A 15622-nucleotide genomic window follows, 5' to 3' on the forward strand; every position below is an offset into this window, starting at 1 on the left:
GACGGGCCTAGATCCGAGTCGGCAGCACAAAAGGCAGCGGCAGCAGCTCCCTGTACCAAGGAGCTGCTGCCGTACTCATGGGCTCAGAGATCTCGATTCAAAAAGACTGACGTCAACAATGCACCAGAAGACAATGGGCGCTTCGGGCGGCAGGGACGCAGAAGAACTGCATCATGGCCAGACCAGTCAATAATTTTACACTTGTAGACCGCCAAACCCCTGTCCAATGTCTTGAGATCAGGGCAAAGAGAACAATCGTCTTGCATTAGCCGTGCTACTGCTTGCAACGAAGGCCAAAGACTCCCCTCGAAGCTCAGCCACCCGAGAAGCCACAGCTTCGACGTAGGCAGGCTCATTGCGCTTACCCCTACGAGGCACTGGAGCCAGAAACGGACAATCCGTCTCGACTAGAAAACGATTCTGCGGAACTTCGCGCGCGCAGGCGTGAATGGCCTCAGCCTTCGGGAAGGTGACTGTGCCACTGAAACTGATGTAAAGACCAAGATCCAAGCAGACCTCCATATCCTCTGGTGTGCCGCCCCAGCAATGCATCACCCCCCTAGGGCAACGCCCCTCCTTCTGACGCTGACGCAACTCCAACGTCATGGGATCAAATGCATCACGACAATGAATGATCACGGGTAGATCTAACTCCGTGGCCAAGTCCAACTGCGGTCTCAGCACAGCCAACTGCTGTTCAAGGTTTGAATCCCGGTAAAGATCAAGCCCGAGTTCACCAATAGCCACCACCCTTGGATCTTCAAGAGCTGCATCTCGCAACAGCGACTGCGTCTGAGGATTCCAGTGCTGTGTGTCGAGGGGATGAACCCCCACTGAATAGCGCAGTTCAGGGAAACGATCCGCCAAAGCACGAATCGCAGGAATCTCTGCGGGTTCCACGCACGCATGCAGCAGACTCGCTACGCCCGCCTGTCGCCAGCGTGCAGCTACCTCATCGAGATCATCATCGAAATTGCGAAAGACGATGTGACAATGACTATCGATAAGAATCGGAGACGACACCAGAACCCAAAACGCATCATTGGCACCATTTTGCAGGCCTTTCCTCATCAAGGGAAAGAACAAGCCCTTTCAAAATGGACCATGCCTAATCAGCCCTAAGTGCTTGGCGCCGGTTCAATCGCCTGCTTCACCGCTGCACTAAGACGAGACTTCTGATGGGCAGCGGTGTTGCGATGCAGAACTCCACGTTTCACCGCCTTATCAATTTTGCTGAAAGCCGAATCAATGCTGGCCTTTACATTCGCTTTAGCTGTATCGCCAGGCTGCTGAGAATAATGACTACAAGCGCTGAAGCAACGCTTCATTAATGTGCGCATGGCCGATTTATACGACTTGTTTTCAAGACGGTTGCGCTCGGCAATCTGAACACGCTTCTTGGAAGACTTCTTATTGGCCACAGATGCTTGCGCTGATTCAAGAATCCATCACATTAACCCAGCACCAATTTTTGAGATGCCATTACAAGCGCTTTAAGACACGCCAGAAGAGCAAGCCCTAACTTGATTTCAGATATTCAGGTTGCAGACTTTGACACAAAGCGGCCAGGCCGAGTCAGAGACTCCCTCAACCCTGATTCATTGTGTTCGGGATCGGCAACAAGCCAAGCTTGAACTAGAGCGGCTGGCCAACCGCTCTACCGGCAATTCTCAAAAGCAAGCCATGGCGACGGTGGAGGACATCCTCGACACCGTTCGCAGCCAAGGGGACCAAGCCCTGATCACCTTGACCGAGCGCTTTGACGGTTTTCGTCCAGAGCCATTGACCGTAGCTCCAGAAGAGTTGGAAGACGCCTGGCGAAAAACTCCCAAAAAACTTCAATCTGCTCTGGAGCTGGCCTATCGCCGTATCCAGAATTTCCATCAGCATCAGCGACCGAATGACCTGATGGTGCAAGGCATCCACGGCGAACAATTGGGCCGCCGCTGGCGCCCTGTAGAAAAAGCCGGGATCTACATCCCAGGAGGCCGAGCTGCTTATCCGAGCACAGTGCTAATGAATGCAGTCCCAGCCCAAGTAGCCGGTGTGGAGCAGCTGGTGATGACTTCACCCGCGGGAAGGGATGGTCAGATCAACAGAACCGTTCTAGCCGCAGCACACCTAGCAGGCATTCGTGAGGTCTTACGTCTCGGTGGTGCCCAGGCCATCGCAGCCCTGGCCTTTGGCACTGCAACCGTGCCAAAGGTCGATGTGATCAGCGGACCCGGCAATCTCTACGTAACCCTTGCGAAAAAGGCCGTCTACGGGCAAGTGGGCATTGATTCGCTCGCCGGCCCAAGTGAGGTTTTAGTAATCGCCGACCAGAGTGCTCGTGTTGAGCAGGTGGCCGCCGACCTACTGGCCCAATCAGAACACGATCCACTTGCTGCTGCAGTACTACTCACCACCGAAGCAAGCCTCGCCGAACAGCTCCCATCCCATTTGGAGGCTCAGCTTAAGGGGCACCCTCGCGAGCAGATCTGCCGAGCCTCTTTAAGCAACTGGGGGCTGGTAGTGATCTGTGAAAGCCTCGAAAGATGCGTTCAACTCAGCGATCACTTCGCACCTGAGCACTTGGAGTTATTGGTCGAGCACCCGCACACCATTGCCGACCGCATCAAAAATGCCGGCGCTATCTTCATCGGCCCCTGGACCCCTGAAGCGGTAGGCGACTATCTAGCCGGACCAAACCACACACTACCGACATGCGGAACGGCCCGCTTCAGCGGCGCCCTGAGCGTGGAAACATTTCTGAGGCACACCTCTCTAATCGAATTCAATCGATCTGCCCTTGAGGCCACTGCTAACGCCGTAAGGGAATTGGCCAGCAGCGAAGGCTTGCACAGCCATGCTGAATCCGTGCGTATCCGCTTCGAATAACCCCTCTACTCACGGCGCTGTAGACGACGCACTCCCGCAACACCATCACTAATCTGGCCAACCAAAACTTCATCGGTGAGATTGACGAACAAACCGTTCTCTAAGACACCCGGAAGATTGTTAATTCGACACTCCAAATCCTCAGGGTCACCAATACCTCCGGCCATGCTTACATCCAAAACGAGATTGCCCTGATCGGTAACCACAGGACCAGCCTTGCGCTGAGCCATCCGCAAATCAGCAATACCGCCCAACTCAGCCAAGCGACCCTGCACCTGTCGCCAAGCACCAGGCAAGACCTCAACCGGAAGTAAAAAACCAAGGTTGAGCCGATCAACAATCTTTGTGGAATCAACAACAACCACAAAGCGATCCGCTCTACTGGCGACAAGCTTCTCCTGCACATGGCAGGCCCCGCCACCTTTAATTAACTGAAAAGAGGGATCAACTTCATCAGCTCCATCGATCGCCAAGTCGATGCGATCCACGGCCGTGAGGTTGCGCAAGGGAATCCCCAACTCCGCAGCCATCACTTCGCCTTGGAAAGATGTGGTAACTCCAACAATGTCCCGAAGCTCACCACTGGCCAGCTTGGCACCAAGAGCCTGGATCATCAGAGCTGCCGTCGAGCCTGAACCCAAACCAAGAACCATGCCATCTTGGATCTGCTCCACAGCGGCTGCCGCCACCGCTTGCTTCATCTGAGTTTGAAGGTCCGCCATCGTTTCTGAATCATCGGCGCGACGGTAGCAAGGGCAAGGGTTTCAACTAAGGCCAGGTAATGCGGCTGGATTAACCGAAAGGCTCATCTCTTGACCATTGCGCATGATCCTTAATGAGAAGGGGACACCGATCTCAGCCTGATCAACCTGTTTAAGCAGAGTTTGTGGATCAGAGACTGATGATTCAGCTGCCGCAATCACAAGATCACCACGCCGCAAACCAGCGCGTTCCGCCGGGCTATCCGGCAAAACACTCTGCACAAGCGCCCCAAAGCGTTCGGGTAATTCCACCAGCGAATTCGGATCACGATTGTGCTCCCTGGCAATACGAGCTGTCAGCGGCACCAATTGGACACCCAAATAAGGATGCACCACCTCCCCACTGGTCAAAAGCTGCTCAGAAACATGCCGAGCCAAATTGATCGGGATAGCAAATCCCAAACCAGCGCCTGGACCAGAACGAACCAGTGTGTTGATACCGATCACCTCACCACGACCATTAACGAGTGGACCACCGGAATTGCCAGGGTTAATCGCGGCATCGGTCTGAATCAAATCCAAACGTTTATCAGAGAAGCCAAGGCTGCTGATATTGCGATGCAGGCTGCTAACAATGCCAAGGGTGACGGTGCGTTCAAGGCCATAGGGGGTACCAAGAGCGATCGCCCAATCGCCTACCTCAAGGGCATCAGAATCTCCGAGAGGGGCGGCCTCAGGACGTGTGCCCCTATCCAGTCTCACAAGAGCCAGATCAGTAACAGGATCCGTCCCGACAACCGAACCATCGTGTTGATCTCCATCGGCAAGGGTGACGCTGACCGCATCCACCCGTTCAACCACGTGGGCATTGGTCAGCACCAACCCCTGATCATCGATCACGACACCCGAACCCTGACCGCGCTCACGCTCTGGCCCAATTCCTGGCTCGCCCAAGAGATCTCTGAGCAAGGGATCAATCAAGGTGGGATCAAAAGGCTGACGTTGCACAGTGCGTTCCGTATCAATGCGAACCACTGCAGGCGCCACCTGACTTACCGCATCAGCAACGAAGTTATGGCTAGTCGTCCCATCTAAACCAGACAAAGCCCAAACAGGCTGAACCCCTGCAGCAAGAGGGAACAGCACGGACATCACAAACAATCCCCAAAAGCGCTTCAAAACAATGCAACCCTGTTGCAGCAACAGTCTGAAAGAGATCATGACCGCGAGGCTAAGCCGAAACAGAGGAGCAAGGCAAAGCTGCGCAACCGATCTGCCAGAAGAATGCTGAAATCAATACTTTGCGTGCCTATGAGGTGGCTAATGATTTGAGGCCAAAAAACGATCAGACCGGCTCCAACAAGAAATGATCAGCAAAGACACTCCAGAAATTCAATGCTATATCAATAAAATCACAAACAATCGCCAGCACAAAACCACCTAAAGAAAAACGCATTCGTTCTTCGATGGCAGAAGAAAATTGGCATCAAACCTTGCCGTACTATCCACAGTAAAAGCAATAGAAGATCATACAAATCACTCCCACTAATTAAGGCAATTTAGTTTTGCTCAAAACGCAAGGATTAGAAGAACTGCAAAACTTAAGAAGTGATAACACATAACAACCGCGATGCATAAAGGAGCAAAACTCGTATTAGTTTCCCACTAATATCAATCTCCATACATCAAGAGATATCGATACAAACGACTGATAGAGACAAGACATCTAAAGCCGAATAGGAGCAACTAAAGGCCATTAAAGGAAAAACCATCTCAAGCCAAGGTTGACACCATTCTGATAATTACTATAGCTATTATCAGTATTACAACCAGCGTACTCAAGGCCAAAGTACTTCCAAGAAAGAGTTAATTGCGCTGAATTACCCACTGTATAAGCAAGTCCTGCCTGAGTAGTTCCAGAAAGATCCTTCTTGCCAGAAACACCAAATCCTCCCGCATCCAGCCTCATAAAAGCCTGCCATTCTGGACTCATCGCATAAGTCACCTGGATACCAATCAAAGGCTGAACCCAGGCTCGATTAATCGATCCACTTGCACTCTTCTCCAACTCTGGTATCTCCTTCTTTGTTAACGTCCTGCCATTCACTTTGACATCCGCTGTTAAAGACATATCCATGTCCATGCCTGCATCAATGATTCGTGCACCAACAAAACCTATAAAAGTGGAGTCTCCTTTTTTCATGACTGGCTGTTCAATGGCACAAAGGCGATAGCGCAAAGCAATTTCAATTACTGACTGATTGAAATTTGTAGTCGATTTACTATTAAGATTCAGGCCATCAATTGGAGGATTAAGTTCTCACCATCAAAACTATTTGTACCACTCTGATCCTCAGACGAAGTGCCATAAATTATCCCAGCCATGAAGCCCAGTCGCCCATACTCCACAGAAGCCCTTCCTGTAAAAGTCCTGTAACCGTAGCCAAAATATCGGCGAGACTCGAGTCTATAGGTGCAGTATTGCCATTGATGGTGATGTCTCCAGTTGTCGATAATGGCAGGATTCCATAAACGTCCAAATAAACTCTCCAATCGTCCTCTTCCAATACATCCTCATTTTCCTCAACCAACTCATCATCTTCAAGCTGATCTGGTTCTATCGAAACTAAGACCTGTCCCTGCTAAGGGTTGCGCTCATACAAAGATTGCTCTGCCAAGGCCTCAGAAGACAACATTGAAAAAATAGAAATTGCAATCAGTGCTGTTAAGCGTCGTGAAGGTATCATGTTTTTATATTAGTCGGGAGAGTAATCAAAAGAATGCTTTTCAGCTACCCGTTGGGAATAGGAACTGAATCTGAGTGCGGATCGTAAAGTCACCTTGAAGTTTTTCACCAAAGATTTCCGGCCTTACAGCATTCCAATAGGCACTTAGCGAAGCATTAACAGGTTGATCACCAATTTTAAAGACCCTACCTATCCCAGCTCCAATAGGGACCATCCAACCCTTACCGTCATCAGCATTCCAATCATTGGTGATCACTGGTGAACTCGTGATGTACCAACCCTTCGGCATGTTGTAGTTAAGAAATGGCTGGATCAAAAGCTTGTTCACATCTTTGCCTCCACGTCCTGAAAAGGACCAGACATTATTAGCAAGACCTCCTAGAACCCATGGGCCCTTGGTATAGACGACAACTGCCGAAGGCCCAGCACTCCAACGCTGAGAACTAATACGAATATCGGTTGCCGATGGCATGATCAAAGTTGGCCCAAGGCCAACCGTAAGATTCCCCTTAAGAGTTGGCACAAAGAAAACACTCGGGTTGATATCTCCTATGGCTGTAAAATCGACTCCGTCAGCCCATGGCTGATTGATAATTGGCACAATCGTTCGTGTAACCAAGGTGAGGTCATTGCTGACCTTGAATGGGACAACAGGTTGCACATTGACAACATTTTGCGTGCGATTATCACGTGCCGACGGGTCAATTAATGAAGGCGCCCATTGAGTTCCAGGCGTAGCATTCCACTGAATCGGGAAGCTGATCATGCTCGCAATCGGATTCTGGGCTTGCTTGGCCAAATCTTCCGTGTTGCCTTGATCTGCTCCAGACTCTAGGTTCGCTTGTGAGCTCGATTCAGGGTCCACAGAATCTACCTGCGCGATCTCCTCTTGAATGGTTAACGCCGAGAAATCAAATGGCTGCTCAGGTCCAATGTCATGATGCTCAGCAAAAGACGGTTGCATGACCATGGCACTGATGGCAACTCCTGCAGTCAGTACAGATCGTCTTAGTGGTAAGACTACTGGAGCAATTCTGACCATTAGTTAAAAAGATTTTGAGAATGTTATCCCCTCTTTTAAAAGAAAATTCCTATTGAGTGTTAAGAAAAAGTGATAAATCAAACCAGCAATCTATGGCTCATCACTGATCACCTTCCCAGAAGGCTCCCGTTAATAAATAGGGAAGAGTAAATGGTTATTATGCTTCTTTTTTGATCGCTGACAAGACGCAAAACGATCAGTGCGTCAATACGTTCAGAAACTATAATATTACTTTAATGTATCTTCAGGCGATGCGTTTGCCATGGCTCAGTCTGATCGGCCATGGATCAGATCATTAAACAAGTCGCATTCCCTTGTCTCTTCAACAACTTGAAAGCGACTTCTTTCGATCAAATCCCTGCATTTTCTTGAAATTTAGCAACAAGTCGGCTTGGATTTGCAAAAAAATATAGGTACATCGCTATTAAATGGTGATCACCAATAAAAAATCTCTAACTTCCAAGCAAACATGAAATTCAGAATGCTTCTTTGGCTTGCATGTATCATAAGTTTCACGGCAACATCCGCCGCCAACGCAGAAGAGATTAATCGTCGGCGACTTCCGATCGCAGATCCATATCCTCAGAAGGTTGACGAGCGCTTACCGAGTCAAGTCAAAATGCCACGACAACATGTCGTCGAGGCACCCAAAGGAGCACCCAATGTTGTTGTCATCTTGTTGGATGATGTTGGCTTTGGTGCTCCTTCGCCCTTTGGCGGAGTGGTGCAAATGCCGGCCCTGCAGGAACTAGCAAACAATGGCCTGAGTTATAACCGATTTCATACTTCAGCCCTATGTGCACCTACACGAGCTGCTCTTAAAGCAGGCCGTAATCACCATGTGATGAACATGGGTTCAATCCCTGAAATTGCGACTGGATATGCGGGCAATACCACATTTGTGCCTAACTATGCCGAACCTGTAGCCGAGATCCTACGGCTCAATGGCTACAACACAGGTGCTTTTGGTAAATGGCATGAAACCCCTGGTCGTGAGACCACTGCTGCGGGCCCACAAACCCGCTGGCCAACAAGGCAAGGATTTGAAAAATTTTATGGCTTCATCGGCGCAGAAGAAAATATGTATGAACCATCACTTCACGATGGGGTCACAATCATTGATTACCCAGATCGTGAGAATTACCACTTCCTTGAAGATATGACAGATCAGGCTATTGCCTGGATGCGCCAACAACAGGGTCTGCGCCCAGACAAGCCTTTTTTTATCTATTATGCATCTGCTGGCTCACATGCACCACACCATGTAAGACCTGAATGGATTAAAAAGTACAAGGGAAAGTTTGATAAAGGCTGGGATGTTATTAGAGAAGAGACGCTCGCAAATCAGATCGCAAAAGGTGTTGTACCCCCAAACACACAACTGGCAAAAAAACCAGCAAGTGTGCCGAACTGGGATGATCTGAGTGATCTGCAAAAACGCATGTTTTCACGACAAGCAGAGGTGTTCGCAGCTTTTACAGAATACACAGACTATCAAGCTGGGCGACTGATCCAGGCCATTGATGAGCTTGGTGAACTTGACAACACGCTGGTTATTTATATCAGTGGTGATAACGGCACAAGTTCAGAAGGGAACCAAACCGGCAACTGGAACTGGGGGCACATGTTTAACGGCATCCCTGAAACACTTGAGGCTCAGTTAGAACATTATGACAATTGGGGTGATCAAAACACCTATCCACATATGGCAGTCGGCTGGGCGATTGCCTTTGATACTCCATTTGCATTTACCAAACAAATTGCCGGGGATTTTGGCGGTACACGCAATGGCACTGTAATTCATTGGCCTGAGGCCATCAAATCAAAAGGAGAGATACGCGATCAATTTTCCCATGTGATTGATGTTGCGCCAACGATCCTTGAAGCTGCTGGCTTACCCATGCCTGAACAGATCAATGGGATTGCACAAATCCCGATGCAAGGAACCAGCCTTATTTATTCTTTCGATAACGCTGATGCACCTGAGCGACACAAGGTTCAATATTTCGAAGTTGTTGGTAATCGTGGAATATATCAAGATGGCTGGATGGCAAGAGCCACCGTTGGCCTGCCCTGGGAAGCACCCAAGAAGATGCATAGCGTCGCCAAAGATGATGGGTGGGAGTTATACGACACGCGCAATGATTTCAGCCTAGCTAACAACCTGGCAACTCAGTATCCAGAACGGCTCGAGGCAATGAAACGACTCTTCTTGAAAGAAGCAATCGCCAATCAAGTGCTGCCCTTAGATGATCGTCTGTTGCAACGTTTAGTACCTTCTGTTGCAGGCCGGCCAACGATAATGGGCTCGTCGAGGACACAACTTGATCTCTACCCAGGCTCCTGGGATCTTGTTGAGGATGCCATCCTCAATGTCAAGAATGTTTCCAACAGTATTACAGCCAAGGTCGACATTGACTCAAGCCAAGATGCCAACGGCGTGATCATGGCCCAAGGGAGCCGCTTTGGCGGATGGTCACTTTATATAGAAGAAGGTTATCCGGCCTATGCCTATAATTACCTGGGCAATCTTCATACCTTCCGCAGCAACAAGAAAATCTCTTCTGGCAACAGAAAAATTCGCTTTGAGATGGATTACGACGGGGGAGGTGCTGGTAAGGGTGCAGATGTACGCCTGCTAGTTGATGACAAAGTCACATCAACTGGCAGGGTTGATGCAACCGTTGGCACACGTTTTTCGATTGACGAAGGTGCTGATGTTGGCATGGATCGTGGATCACCTGTTACTCAACGAGTGATTGGGGATCAGCGCTTCAGTGCCTTCAATGGGACCATCAACAAAGTGACATTGGAGATCTATCCACAGTGACATTGGTTGAGCACTCTGAATGTGCTCATGCTTAGCCATCTTGGCTTTCAGGCAACAATAAAGATGGACACATTTCCACCTGCAAACTTTCATTGTGACCACATCTTTGCCAGTAGAGATGGTAACCATCCCTGCAGGGCTCTATCGAGTTGGCTGTGATCGCTGCTATCCGGATGGTTCAGTCCGCTGCTATCCGGAAGAAACACCCGCGCGAGAAGTGCCGCTTGACTCATTCCAGATCGACGTAGGGCCAGTCACCAATGCTCAGTTCCGAGCTTTCGTTAGCGCCACGCAACATCTCACAGTCTCGGAGCTACCACCTGATCCAACGCTCTATCCCGATCTAGCGCCCGAGGAACGCATCCCTGAATCAGTTGTCTTTCAACCGCCTCCAGCAACGGTTGATCGCAGCAAGCCCTTGAGCTGGTGGTCGCTCGTGGCTGGCGCTGATTGGCGTCATCCCCAAGGACCCGAAAGCACTATCGATGGCCTTGATGATCACCCTGTCGTGCATGTCGCCTACTCCGACGCCATCGCCTATGCCCATTGGGCTGGCAAGCGTCTCCCCTCTGCTGAAGAGTGGGAAGTTGCCGCCCGCGGAGGTCTTGTCGATGCCCAATACGCCTGGGGGGATGAACTCACTCCCAATAACCGCTGGATGGCGAACATCTGGCAAGGCTCTTTCCCTTGGCACAACGAGGAGCTAGACGGCTGGTTCTGGACCTCGCCCGTTGGCAGCTTTCCTGCTAACGGCTATGGACTGATGGATGTTTGCGGCAATGTGTGGGAATGGACCAACTCTATTTACCCTGCGGCGACAGATCAACAGGAACGGAGAATTATCAAAGGCGGATCGTTTCTATGCGCAGATAATTACTGCGTACGCTATCGACCCTCTGCACTACAAGGCCAGACAGTTGACACTGCCACATGTCATATGGGCTTTCGCTGTGCAAAAGGAGGGCCTTGATTGCTTGACTCACTTAAAAAGCATCAATCCCATCACTAGGGTAAATTTCAATTGCAATCGTACGCAGTTCGCAACAATAGATGAATCCAGGTCAGTCAGTTTTTATCACAATAATCCATAGGCTAACTCTTTTCTGTGCATACAAAGTAGAATTAGATCATCTGCTAATCGACATTTTAATAAAGACACACAGATGCCTGCGGGTCTTTATCTGATAGATCAGAGCCGACTAGAATTACAATTGCGCTGCAAAATTCCAATCCCGCCATCATTATGGATGTGAATAGTCCTGTCCTATGGATCAATCACGCTTTGTAGCCGTAGGCCTGGTGATGGCCTCACTGCTTACCCCTCAGTCAGCCATCGCCAAATGTGAATTCCTGATGCCTATTGGCGGGGATGGCAACAAGATCGTCAAAAAGAGAGTAGAGCGGCCAAAGGGTTTGATCGGAAGTGCCTTTGGCCGCACAAACTGGAATACAGACTTTGCTGTTAATCAGCCCTATCGCAATTACAAACTATTCTTCACTGCAGATTCAACAGATTCTGCCAGCTACCCAATTCAAGCCTTCCTCAAGTTCAGCGATGGCAGCAACCTTCAAGTTGTCAACGAATCCATGCGTCCGCCAATGGGTACCGGGAAAATGTTTGGTCCTGTCCAAGCAATTCCTGGTAAAGCGGTGAGTCAAGTGAATTTCAAGGTAGGTACAGCAAAGGATCCAGGCGCTACAGGATTCAGCTACCGAATTTCTGTTCAAGGCTGCTGGTAATCCAGTTAAGCCATTAGAAATTGACAAGAAAATCGGGGAGGGTCAAGTTGCACCTTCTCCCGATTCTTGATTGGTTCCTATCAGAGGATTGATCGTTTGCGTTTTTTGATTCGAGCCTGAATGAATCAAAGTGTGGGTGGGGAATGGCATGCCTGCACCATGCACTTCAACCACATCACCAATCTTGAGAAGCAACCTCTGCTGCAAAGCCCAAGCATCGCTTAGATTTCCACTAGAGGAATAACAGACCAAGCGTAGATTCAGACTCGAATCGCCATAGCCGGTGAAATTCACGGCCATTTTCTTGCTCTGATCTACATCTGAATGATTAACTAAAACCTTTTAAAGATCACTCACTATTGACTCAATCTTTCTACGATTGCCATAATTAACACCAAATTCAATCCAAATCCTGTGGTTGTCTATATCAGCAATATTAACAACCGATTTACACGTAATGATGTTGTTTGATATGTACACTGGTTGGCGATCAGAAGAGCGCAATTTGGCATAAAATCAACCGATATATTCTACATTTCTAGAAAGATCTTCAGAAGGAATATCGATGAAGTCGCTTACAATAAAGGGGCGGCTAATGTAAAAGCTAAGGCCGCTTAAGGAATTCGAAACAATACCCTTGGCCCCGAAACCCAATGCAACGGCGCCAACCCCACCGGCGGTAACCAGAACAGCCGGTGAAATGCCCATCAGATGCATCACCTCCAGGCATAAAATGAGCATGGCTGCAATACCGATGGTCTTCTGAACAACATCGAATAGGAACAGCCTGTCTTTTTCACCAAAGCCCTGCAGCATCTGAGTGACATAACTGTCTTGGTTTTGCCTGAGCTCCTTCTTCCAAGACAGCAGCGTCGATAAAAGACCAATGACCACAAGAATTCCAAACGCCTTAACACCATCACGCGGGAATTGAATCAATGACGGATCCAACAAATCCAACAGCCAACAAATCACTCCTAAAGTGCGCAACTCAAAGAAATGCTTTTCCTGCTACTGAGCAGCAATCCACGCCGCAACGAACCTGAGCGGAACCTCCTGCCAAAAGTGTCTAGCAACAACCAACTAACAATGCCGAACACAAGCCCGGCAATCGGCACCTGAAGATTGAACGGAAGGGGTGTCATCAGAGGCATAAGCAAGATGCATGCATCCGCACAGATTTGAATTTTCTGCGAAGCGTTAGTTCTGCGCAGCCAATCGCTGCAAACGACCGGCCGGCGCTGATTAACGAATTCTCCAGATCCTCGATGGCTTGATGGCCTTCTCTTCATCAGTTGAACACAGCATGAAGAGTCCATCGCCTAGATTGTCTTGATGCCTGGCGGGTACCTCCTTCGGGAGGCAGGTCACTTCTGAAGCCGGTCGGGCCAGAAGTCCAACCTTACCCCCCTGCTTTTGCCTCATCCCCTGCTCCCGGACCTGGAAACCCTCGCCTCGGCGACGGCTGCAGAAAAAGGCTACAAACTTTGCTGTGTACAGGTATTCACCCATCTGATTCCTATGACCATCCAGGTGCAGATCCGTCGCAAGGATGGCAGTGATGTCTCCCTCGACGACTGCGCTCATTTCAGCGCTTCTATGGCTGAAGCCCTGGAGGCTTCCCAACTTTTTACTGAAGCGTATGTTCTGGAAATCAGCAGCCCAGGGATCGGAGATCAGCTCCACAGTGATCAGGACTTCCTGACTTTCAGAGGCTTCCCTGTGGAGATCAGCTTCCGCGACGACGATTCAGACCTTCATCAAGCAGGTCTCTTGCACAAACGATCCGACGAACATGTGCACATCAACATCAAGGGACGCATTCAACGCATACCACGTAAGGCTGTGACCTGCGTTCGCCTTACAAACCCCACGGGATAAATCACCTTAACGATCAGCTCAGCTTCAGCACCTTTCCACTCTTTCCATCGTCGATGGCTCTCGTTCTACTCCCCGGCCTCAACAACCTGATCGAAGACATCAGCGAGGAGAAGAAACTCCCTACCCAAGTGGTGGAAGCAGCCCTGCGTGAGGCCCTCCTTAAAGGATATGAACGCTACCGACGCACTCTTTATCTAGGTATCAGTGAGGACCCTTTCGAAGAAGAGTATTTCAGTAACTTCGATGTTGGGCTAGAGCTGGACGATGAAGGCTATCGGGTCCTGGCCAGCAAAATCATCGTTGAAGAGGTGGAGAGCGAAGACCACCAGATTGCTCTGCAAGAAGTGATGCAAGTCGCTGAAGACGCCCAGATCGGTGACACCGTGGTGCTCGACGTCACCCCCGAGAAGGAAGACTTCGGCCGGATGGCTGCCGCCACAACCAAGCAGGTACTGGCGCAACAGCTACGCGACCAGCAGCGCCGCATGATTCAAGAGGAATTTGCCGATCTAGAAGATCCCGTGCTCACAGCTCGTGTGATCCGTTTTGAACGTCATTCTGTGATCATGGCCGTGAGTTCTGGTCTTGGGCGCCCTGAAGTGGAGGCCGAGCTCCCACGCCGCGACCAGCTCCCCAACGACAATTATCGCGCCAATGCCACCTTTAAAGTCTTTCTGAAGGAAGTCAGTGAAGTGCCCCGACGAGGGCCTCAATTGTTCGTTAGCCGCTCCAACGCTGGACTAGTGGTTTACCTGTTTGAGAACGAGGTGCCCGAAATCCAAGAAGGCTCAGTGCGCATTGTGGCCGTAGCCCGTGAAGCCAATCCTCCGTCTCGTTCCGTGGGCCCACGCACCAAGGTGGCAGTTGACAGCATTGAACGTGAAGTGGACCCTGTCGGCGCCTGCATCGGTGCCCGCGGCTCACGCATTCAGCAAGTGGTTAATGAACTACGCGGCGAAAAAATCGATGTGATCCGCTGGTCACCTGACCCGGGTCAATATATTGCCAATTCACTTAGCCCTGCTCGCGTTGAGATAGTGCGACTGGTGGATCCAGAAGGGCAGCATGCCCACGTCCTAGTCCCCCCAGATCAACTAAGCCTGGCCATCGGACGAGAAGGACAAAATGTACGCCTAGCTGCTCGTCTAACCGGATGGAAAATCGACATCAAAAACTCCCAGGAATATGACCAGGCTAGTGAGGACACCACCGTCGCCGAGCTGATTTCTCAGAGAGAGGAAGAAGAGGCTCTCCAACGCGATGCCGAAGCCCGTTTGGCTGCTGAACAAGCCACCCGAGCAGAAGAGGATGCGCGCCTAAGAGAGCTTTACCCCCTACCGGAAGATGAAGAAGAGTACGACCAAGAAGAACCTGCTCAGACGATGGCTGAAGACGAAAATGCATCCGACGGCCAATCTGACCACTTGAGCAGCCAACCTGACGCCTCAAGCGAACAACTCTCAAATGAAGAATCAGTAGAGGAAGAGGACAGAGCCCGGTGAACCAACGCCCCGTCCTGCGTCGATGCGTGACCTGTCGCCAACTGCTGGATCGCCAGCAGCTTTGGCGAGTGATACGCGACCATCAGGAGGGTGTAGTCCTCGATGCAGGGATGGGTCGATCGGCCTATCTCTGTCCAAACGAGGGCTGCCTAGAGGAGGCACTCCGCCGCAAACGACTACAGAAAGCCCTGCGTTGCCAGGTGCCTAATAGCGTTGTGGAGGTGCTGCAAAAGCGGCTCAATCACTCCTTTGATTCCGCCGCTGAGGCAAAATAAACAATGGCCCCGACTTGCTTGGAG

General features: G+C 50.2%; 17 protein-coding genes. 8 read left to right on the top strand and 9 right to left on the bottom strand.

The annotated features are described in order from the left end of the window. Positions 1-237 precede the first annotated feature (237 nt). Entirely contained in the window at positions 238-1071 is an 834-nt protein-coding gene (locus SIB80_RS11815; RefSeq protein WP_063419570.1) for a TatD family hydrolase, read from the bottom strand. Positions 1072-1118: 47 nt separating this feature from the next. After that, positions 1119-1421 carry a 30S ribosomal protein S20 gene (gene rpsT, locus SIB80_RS11820; RefSeq protein WP_063419571.1) on the bottom strand — a complete coding sequence of 101 codons (303 nt, stop codon included), beginning with the start codon at positions 1419-1421 and terminating at the stop codon, positions 1119-1121. A gap of 130 nt (positions 1422-1551) precedes the next feature. Between rpsT and hisD the strand changes: the two genes are divergently transcribed. After that, positions 1552-2880 (top strand): histidinol dehydrogenase, encoded by a 1329-nt coding sequence (gene hisD, locus SIB80_RS11825; protein ID WP_063419572.1) that lies wholly within the window; start codon positions 1552-1554, stop codon positions 2878-2880. Positions 2881-2885: 5 nt separating this feature from the next. Here hisD and rpiA read toward each other — a convergent pair whose 3' ends face one another. The 5 genes from rpiA to SIB80_RS11850 all read right to left on the bottom strand — a co-directional run bounded on the left by rpiA (position 2886) and on the right by SIB80_RS11850 (position 7370). Further along, entirely contained in the window at positions 2886-3602 is a 717-nt protein-coding gene (gene rpiA, locus SIB80_RS11830; RefSeq protein ID WP_063419573.1) for a ribose-5-phosphate isomerase RpiA, read from the bottom strand. 42 nt (positions 3603-3644) lie between these two features. Continuing rightward, entirely contained in the window at positions 3645-4802 is a 1158-nt protein-coding gene (locus SIB80_RS11835; protein WP_063419574.1) for a trypsin-like peptidase domain-containing protein, read from the bottom strand. Between the two features lie 535 nt (positions 4803-5337). Further along, positions 5338-5784: a hypothetical protein gene (locus SIB80_RS11840; protein ID WP_236066012.1), complete on the bottom strand. Its 447-nt coding sequence runs from the start codon at positions 5782-5784 to the stop codon at positions 5338-5340. A gap of 169 nt (positions 5785-5953) precedes the next feature. Further along, positions 5954-6172, bottom strand: coding sequence for a hypothetical protein (locus tag SIB80_RS11845; RefSeq protein WP_236066014.1), 219 nt, complete (start codon positions 6170-6172; stop codon positions 5954-5956). Positions 6173-6368: 196 nt separating this feature from the next. Continuing rightward, a complete protein-coding gene (locus SIB80_RS11850; RefSeq protein WP_063419575.1) occupies positions 6369-7370 on the bottom strand; it encodes a hypothetical protein in 1002 nt (333 codons plus the stop codon). 481 nt (positions 7371-7851) lie between these two features. Between SIB80_RS11850 and SIB80_RS11855 the strand changes: the two genes are divergently transcribed. The 3 genes from SIB80_RS11855 (at position 7852) to SIB80_RS11865 (ending at position 11940) form a co-directional block, all read left to right on the top strand. After that, positions 7852-10200 carry an arylsulfatase gene (locus SIB80_RS11855; protein WP_240953044.1) on the top strand — a complete coding sequence of 783 codons (2349 nt, stop codon included), beginning with the start codon at positions 7852-7854 and terminating at the stop codon, positions 10198-10200. A gap of 94 nt (positions 10201-10294) precedes the next feature. Further along, positions 10295-11170, top strand: coding sequence for a formylglycine-generating enzyme family protein (locus SIB80_RS11860; protein WP_236066016.1), 876 nt, complete (start codon positions 10295-10297; stop codon positions 11168-11170). A 296-nt stretch (positions 11171-11466) separates the two neighbouring features. Continuing rightward, on the top strand, positions 11467-11940 hold the full coding sequence (locus tag SIB80_RS11865) for a hypothetical protein (RefSeq protein ID WP_063419578.1): 474 nt from the start codon (positions 11467-11469) through the stop codon (positions 11938-11940). Between the two features lie 42 nt (positions 11941-11982). Here the strand turns inward: SIB80_RS11865 and SIB80_RS11870 are convergent, their stop codons facing one another. Then, a complete protein-coding gene (locus SIB80_RS11870; RefSeq protein ID WP_236066017.1) occupies positions 11983-12240 on the bottom strand; it encodes a hypothetical protein in 258 nt (85 codons plus the stop codon). 216 nt (positions 12241-12456) lie between these two features. Further along, positions 12457-12891: a mechanosensitive ion channel domain-containing protein gene (locus SIB80_RS11875; protein ID WP_236066018.1), complete on the bottom strand. Its 435-nt coding sequence runs from the start codon at positions 12889-12891 to the stop codon at positions 12457-12459. Positions 12892-12939: 48 nt separating this feature from the next. Between SIB80_RS11875 and SIB80_RS11880 the strand changes: the two genes are divergently transcribed. The 4 genes from SIB80_RS11880 to SIB80_RS11895 all read left to right on the top strand — a co-directional run bounded on the left by SIB80_RS11880 (position 12940) and on the right by SIB80_RS11895 (position 15598). Continuing rightward, entirely contained in the window at positions 12940-13062 is a 123-nt protein-coding gene (locus SIB80_RS11880) for a hypothetical protein (protein WP_413681485.1), read from the top strand. Between the two features lie 294 nt (positions 13063-13356). After that, the gene (rimP, locus tag SIB80_RS11885) at positions 13357-13821 is read left to right on the top strand and encodes a ribosome maturation factor RimP (RefSeq protein ID WP_063419580.1); all 465 of its coding nucleotides are present in this window, start codon (positions 13357-13359) and stop codon (positions 13819-13821) included. A gap of 53 nt (positions 13822-13874) precedes the next feature. Continuing rightward, positions 13875-15323 (top strand): transcription termination factor NusA, encoded by a 1449-nt coding sequence (gene nusA / locus SIB80_RS11890; protein WP_063419581.1) that lies wholly within the window; start codon positions 13875-13877, stop codon positions 15321-15323. Continuing rightward, positions 15320-15598, top strand: coding sequence for a YlxR family protein (locus tag SIB80_RS11895; RefSeq protein ID WP_063419582.1), 279 nt, complete (start codon positions 15320-15322; stop codon positions 15596-15598). Before nusA ends, SIB80_RS11895 begins: the two co-directional genes overlap by 4 nt. Positions 15599-15622: the final 24 nt, after the last annotated feature.

This window comes from Prochlorococcus sp. MIT 1327 (genome assembly GCF_047304785.1).
GTDB classification, from domain to species: Bacteria; Cyanobacteriota; Cyanobacteriia; order PCC-6307; family Cyanobiaceae; genus Prochlorococcus; species Prochlorococcus marinus_D.

Excerpts from the sequence above, each read along its gene's own strand:
- SIB80_RS11840 (WP_236066012.1), bottom strand. The coding sequence starts at position 5,784 with ATGAAAAAAGGAGACTCCACTTTTATAGGTTTTGTTGGTGCACGAATC.
- SIB80_RS11865 (WP_063419578.1), top strand. The coding sequence starts at position 11,467 with ATGGATCAATCACGCTTTGTAGCCGTAGGCCTGGTGATGGCCTCACTG.
- nusA (WP_063419581.1), top strand. The coding sequence starts at position 13,875 with ATGGCTCTCGTTCTACTCCCCGGCCTCAACAACCTGATCGAAGACATC.
- SIB80_RS11815 (WP_063419570.1), bottom strand. The coding sequence starts at position 1,071 with ATGAGGAAAGGCCTGCAAAATGGTGCCAATGATGCGTTTTGGGTTCTG.
- SIB80_RS11855 (WP_240953044.1), top strand. The coding sequence starts at position 7,852 with ATGCTTCTTTGGCTTGCATGTATCATAAGTTTCACGGCAACATCCGCC.
- SIB80_RS11870 (WP_236066017.1), bottom strand. The coding sequence starts at position 12,240 with ATGGCCGTGAATTTCACCGGCTATGGCGATTCGAGTCTGAATCTACGC.
- SIB80_RS11880 (WP_413681485.1), top strand. The coding sequence starts at position 12,940 with ATGCTTTTCCTGCTACTGAGCAGCAATCCACGCCGCAACGAACCTGAG.
- SIB80_RS11835 (WP_063419574.1), bottom strand. The coding sequence starts at position 4,802 with ATGATCTCTTTCAGACTGTTGCTGCAACAGGGTTGCATTGTTTTGAAG.
- SIB80_RS11850 (WP_063419575.1), bottom strand. The coding sequence starts at position 7,370 with ATGGTCAGAATTGCTCCAGTAGTCTTACCACTAAGACGATCTGTACTG.
- rpiA (WP_063419573.1), bottom strand. The coding sequence starts at position 3,602 with ATGGCGGACCTTCAAACTCAGATGAAGCAAGCGGTGGCGGCAGCCGCT.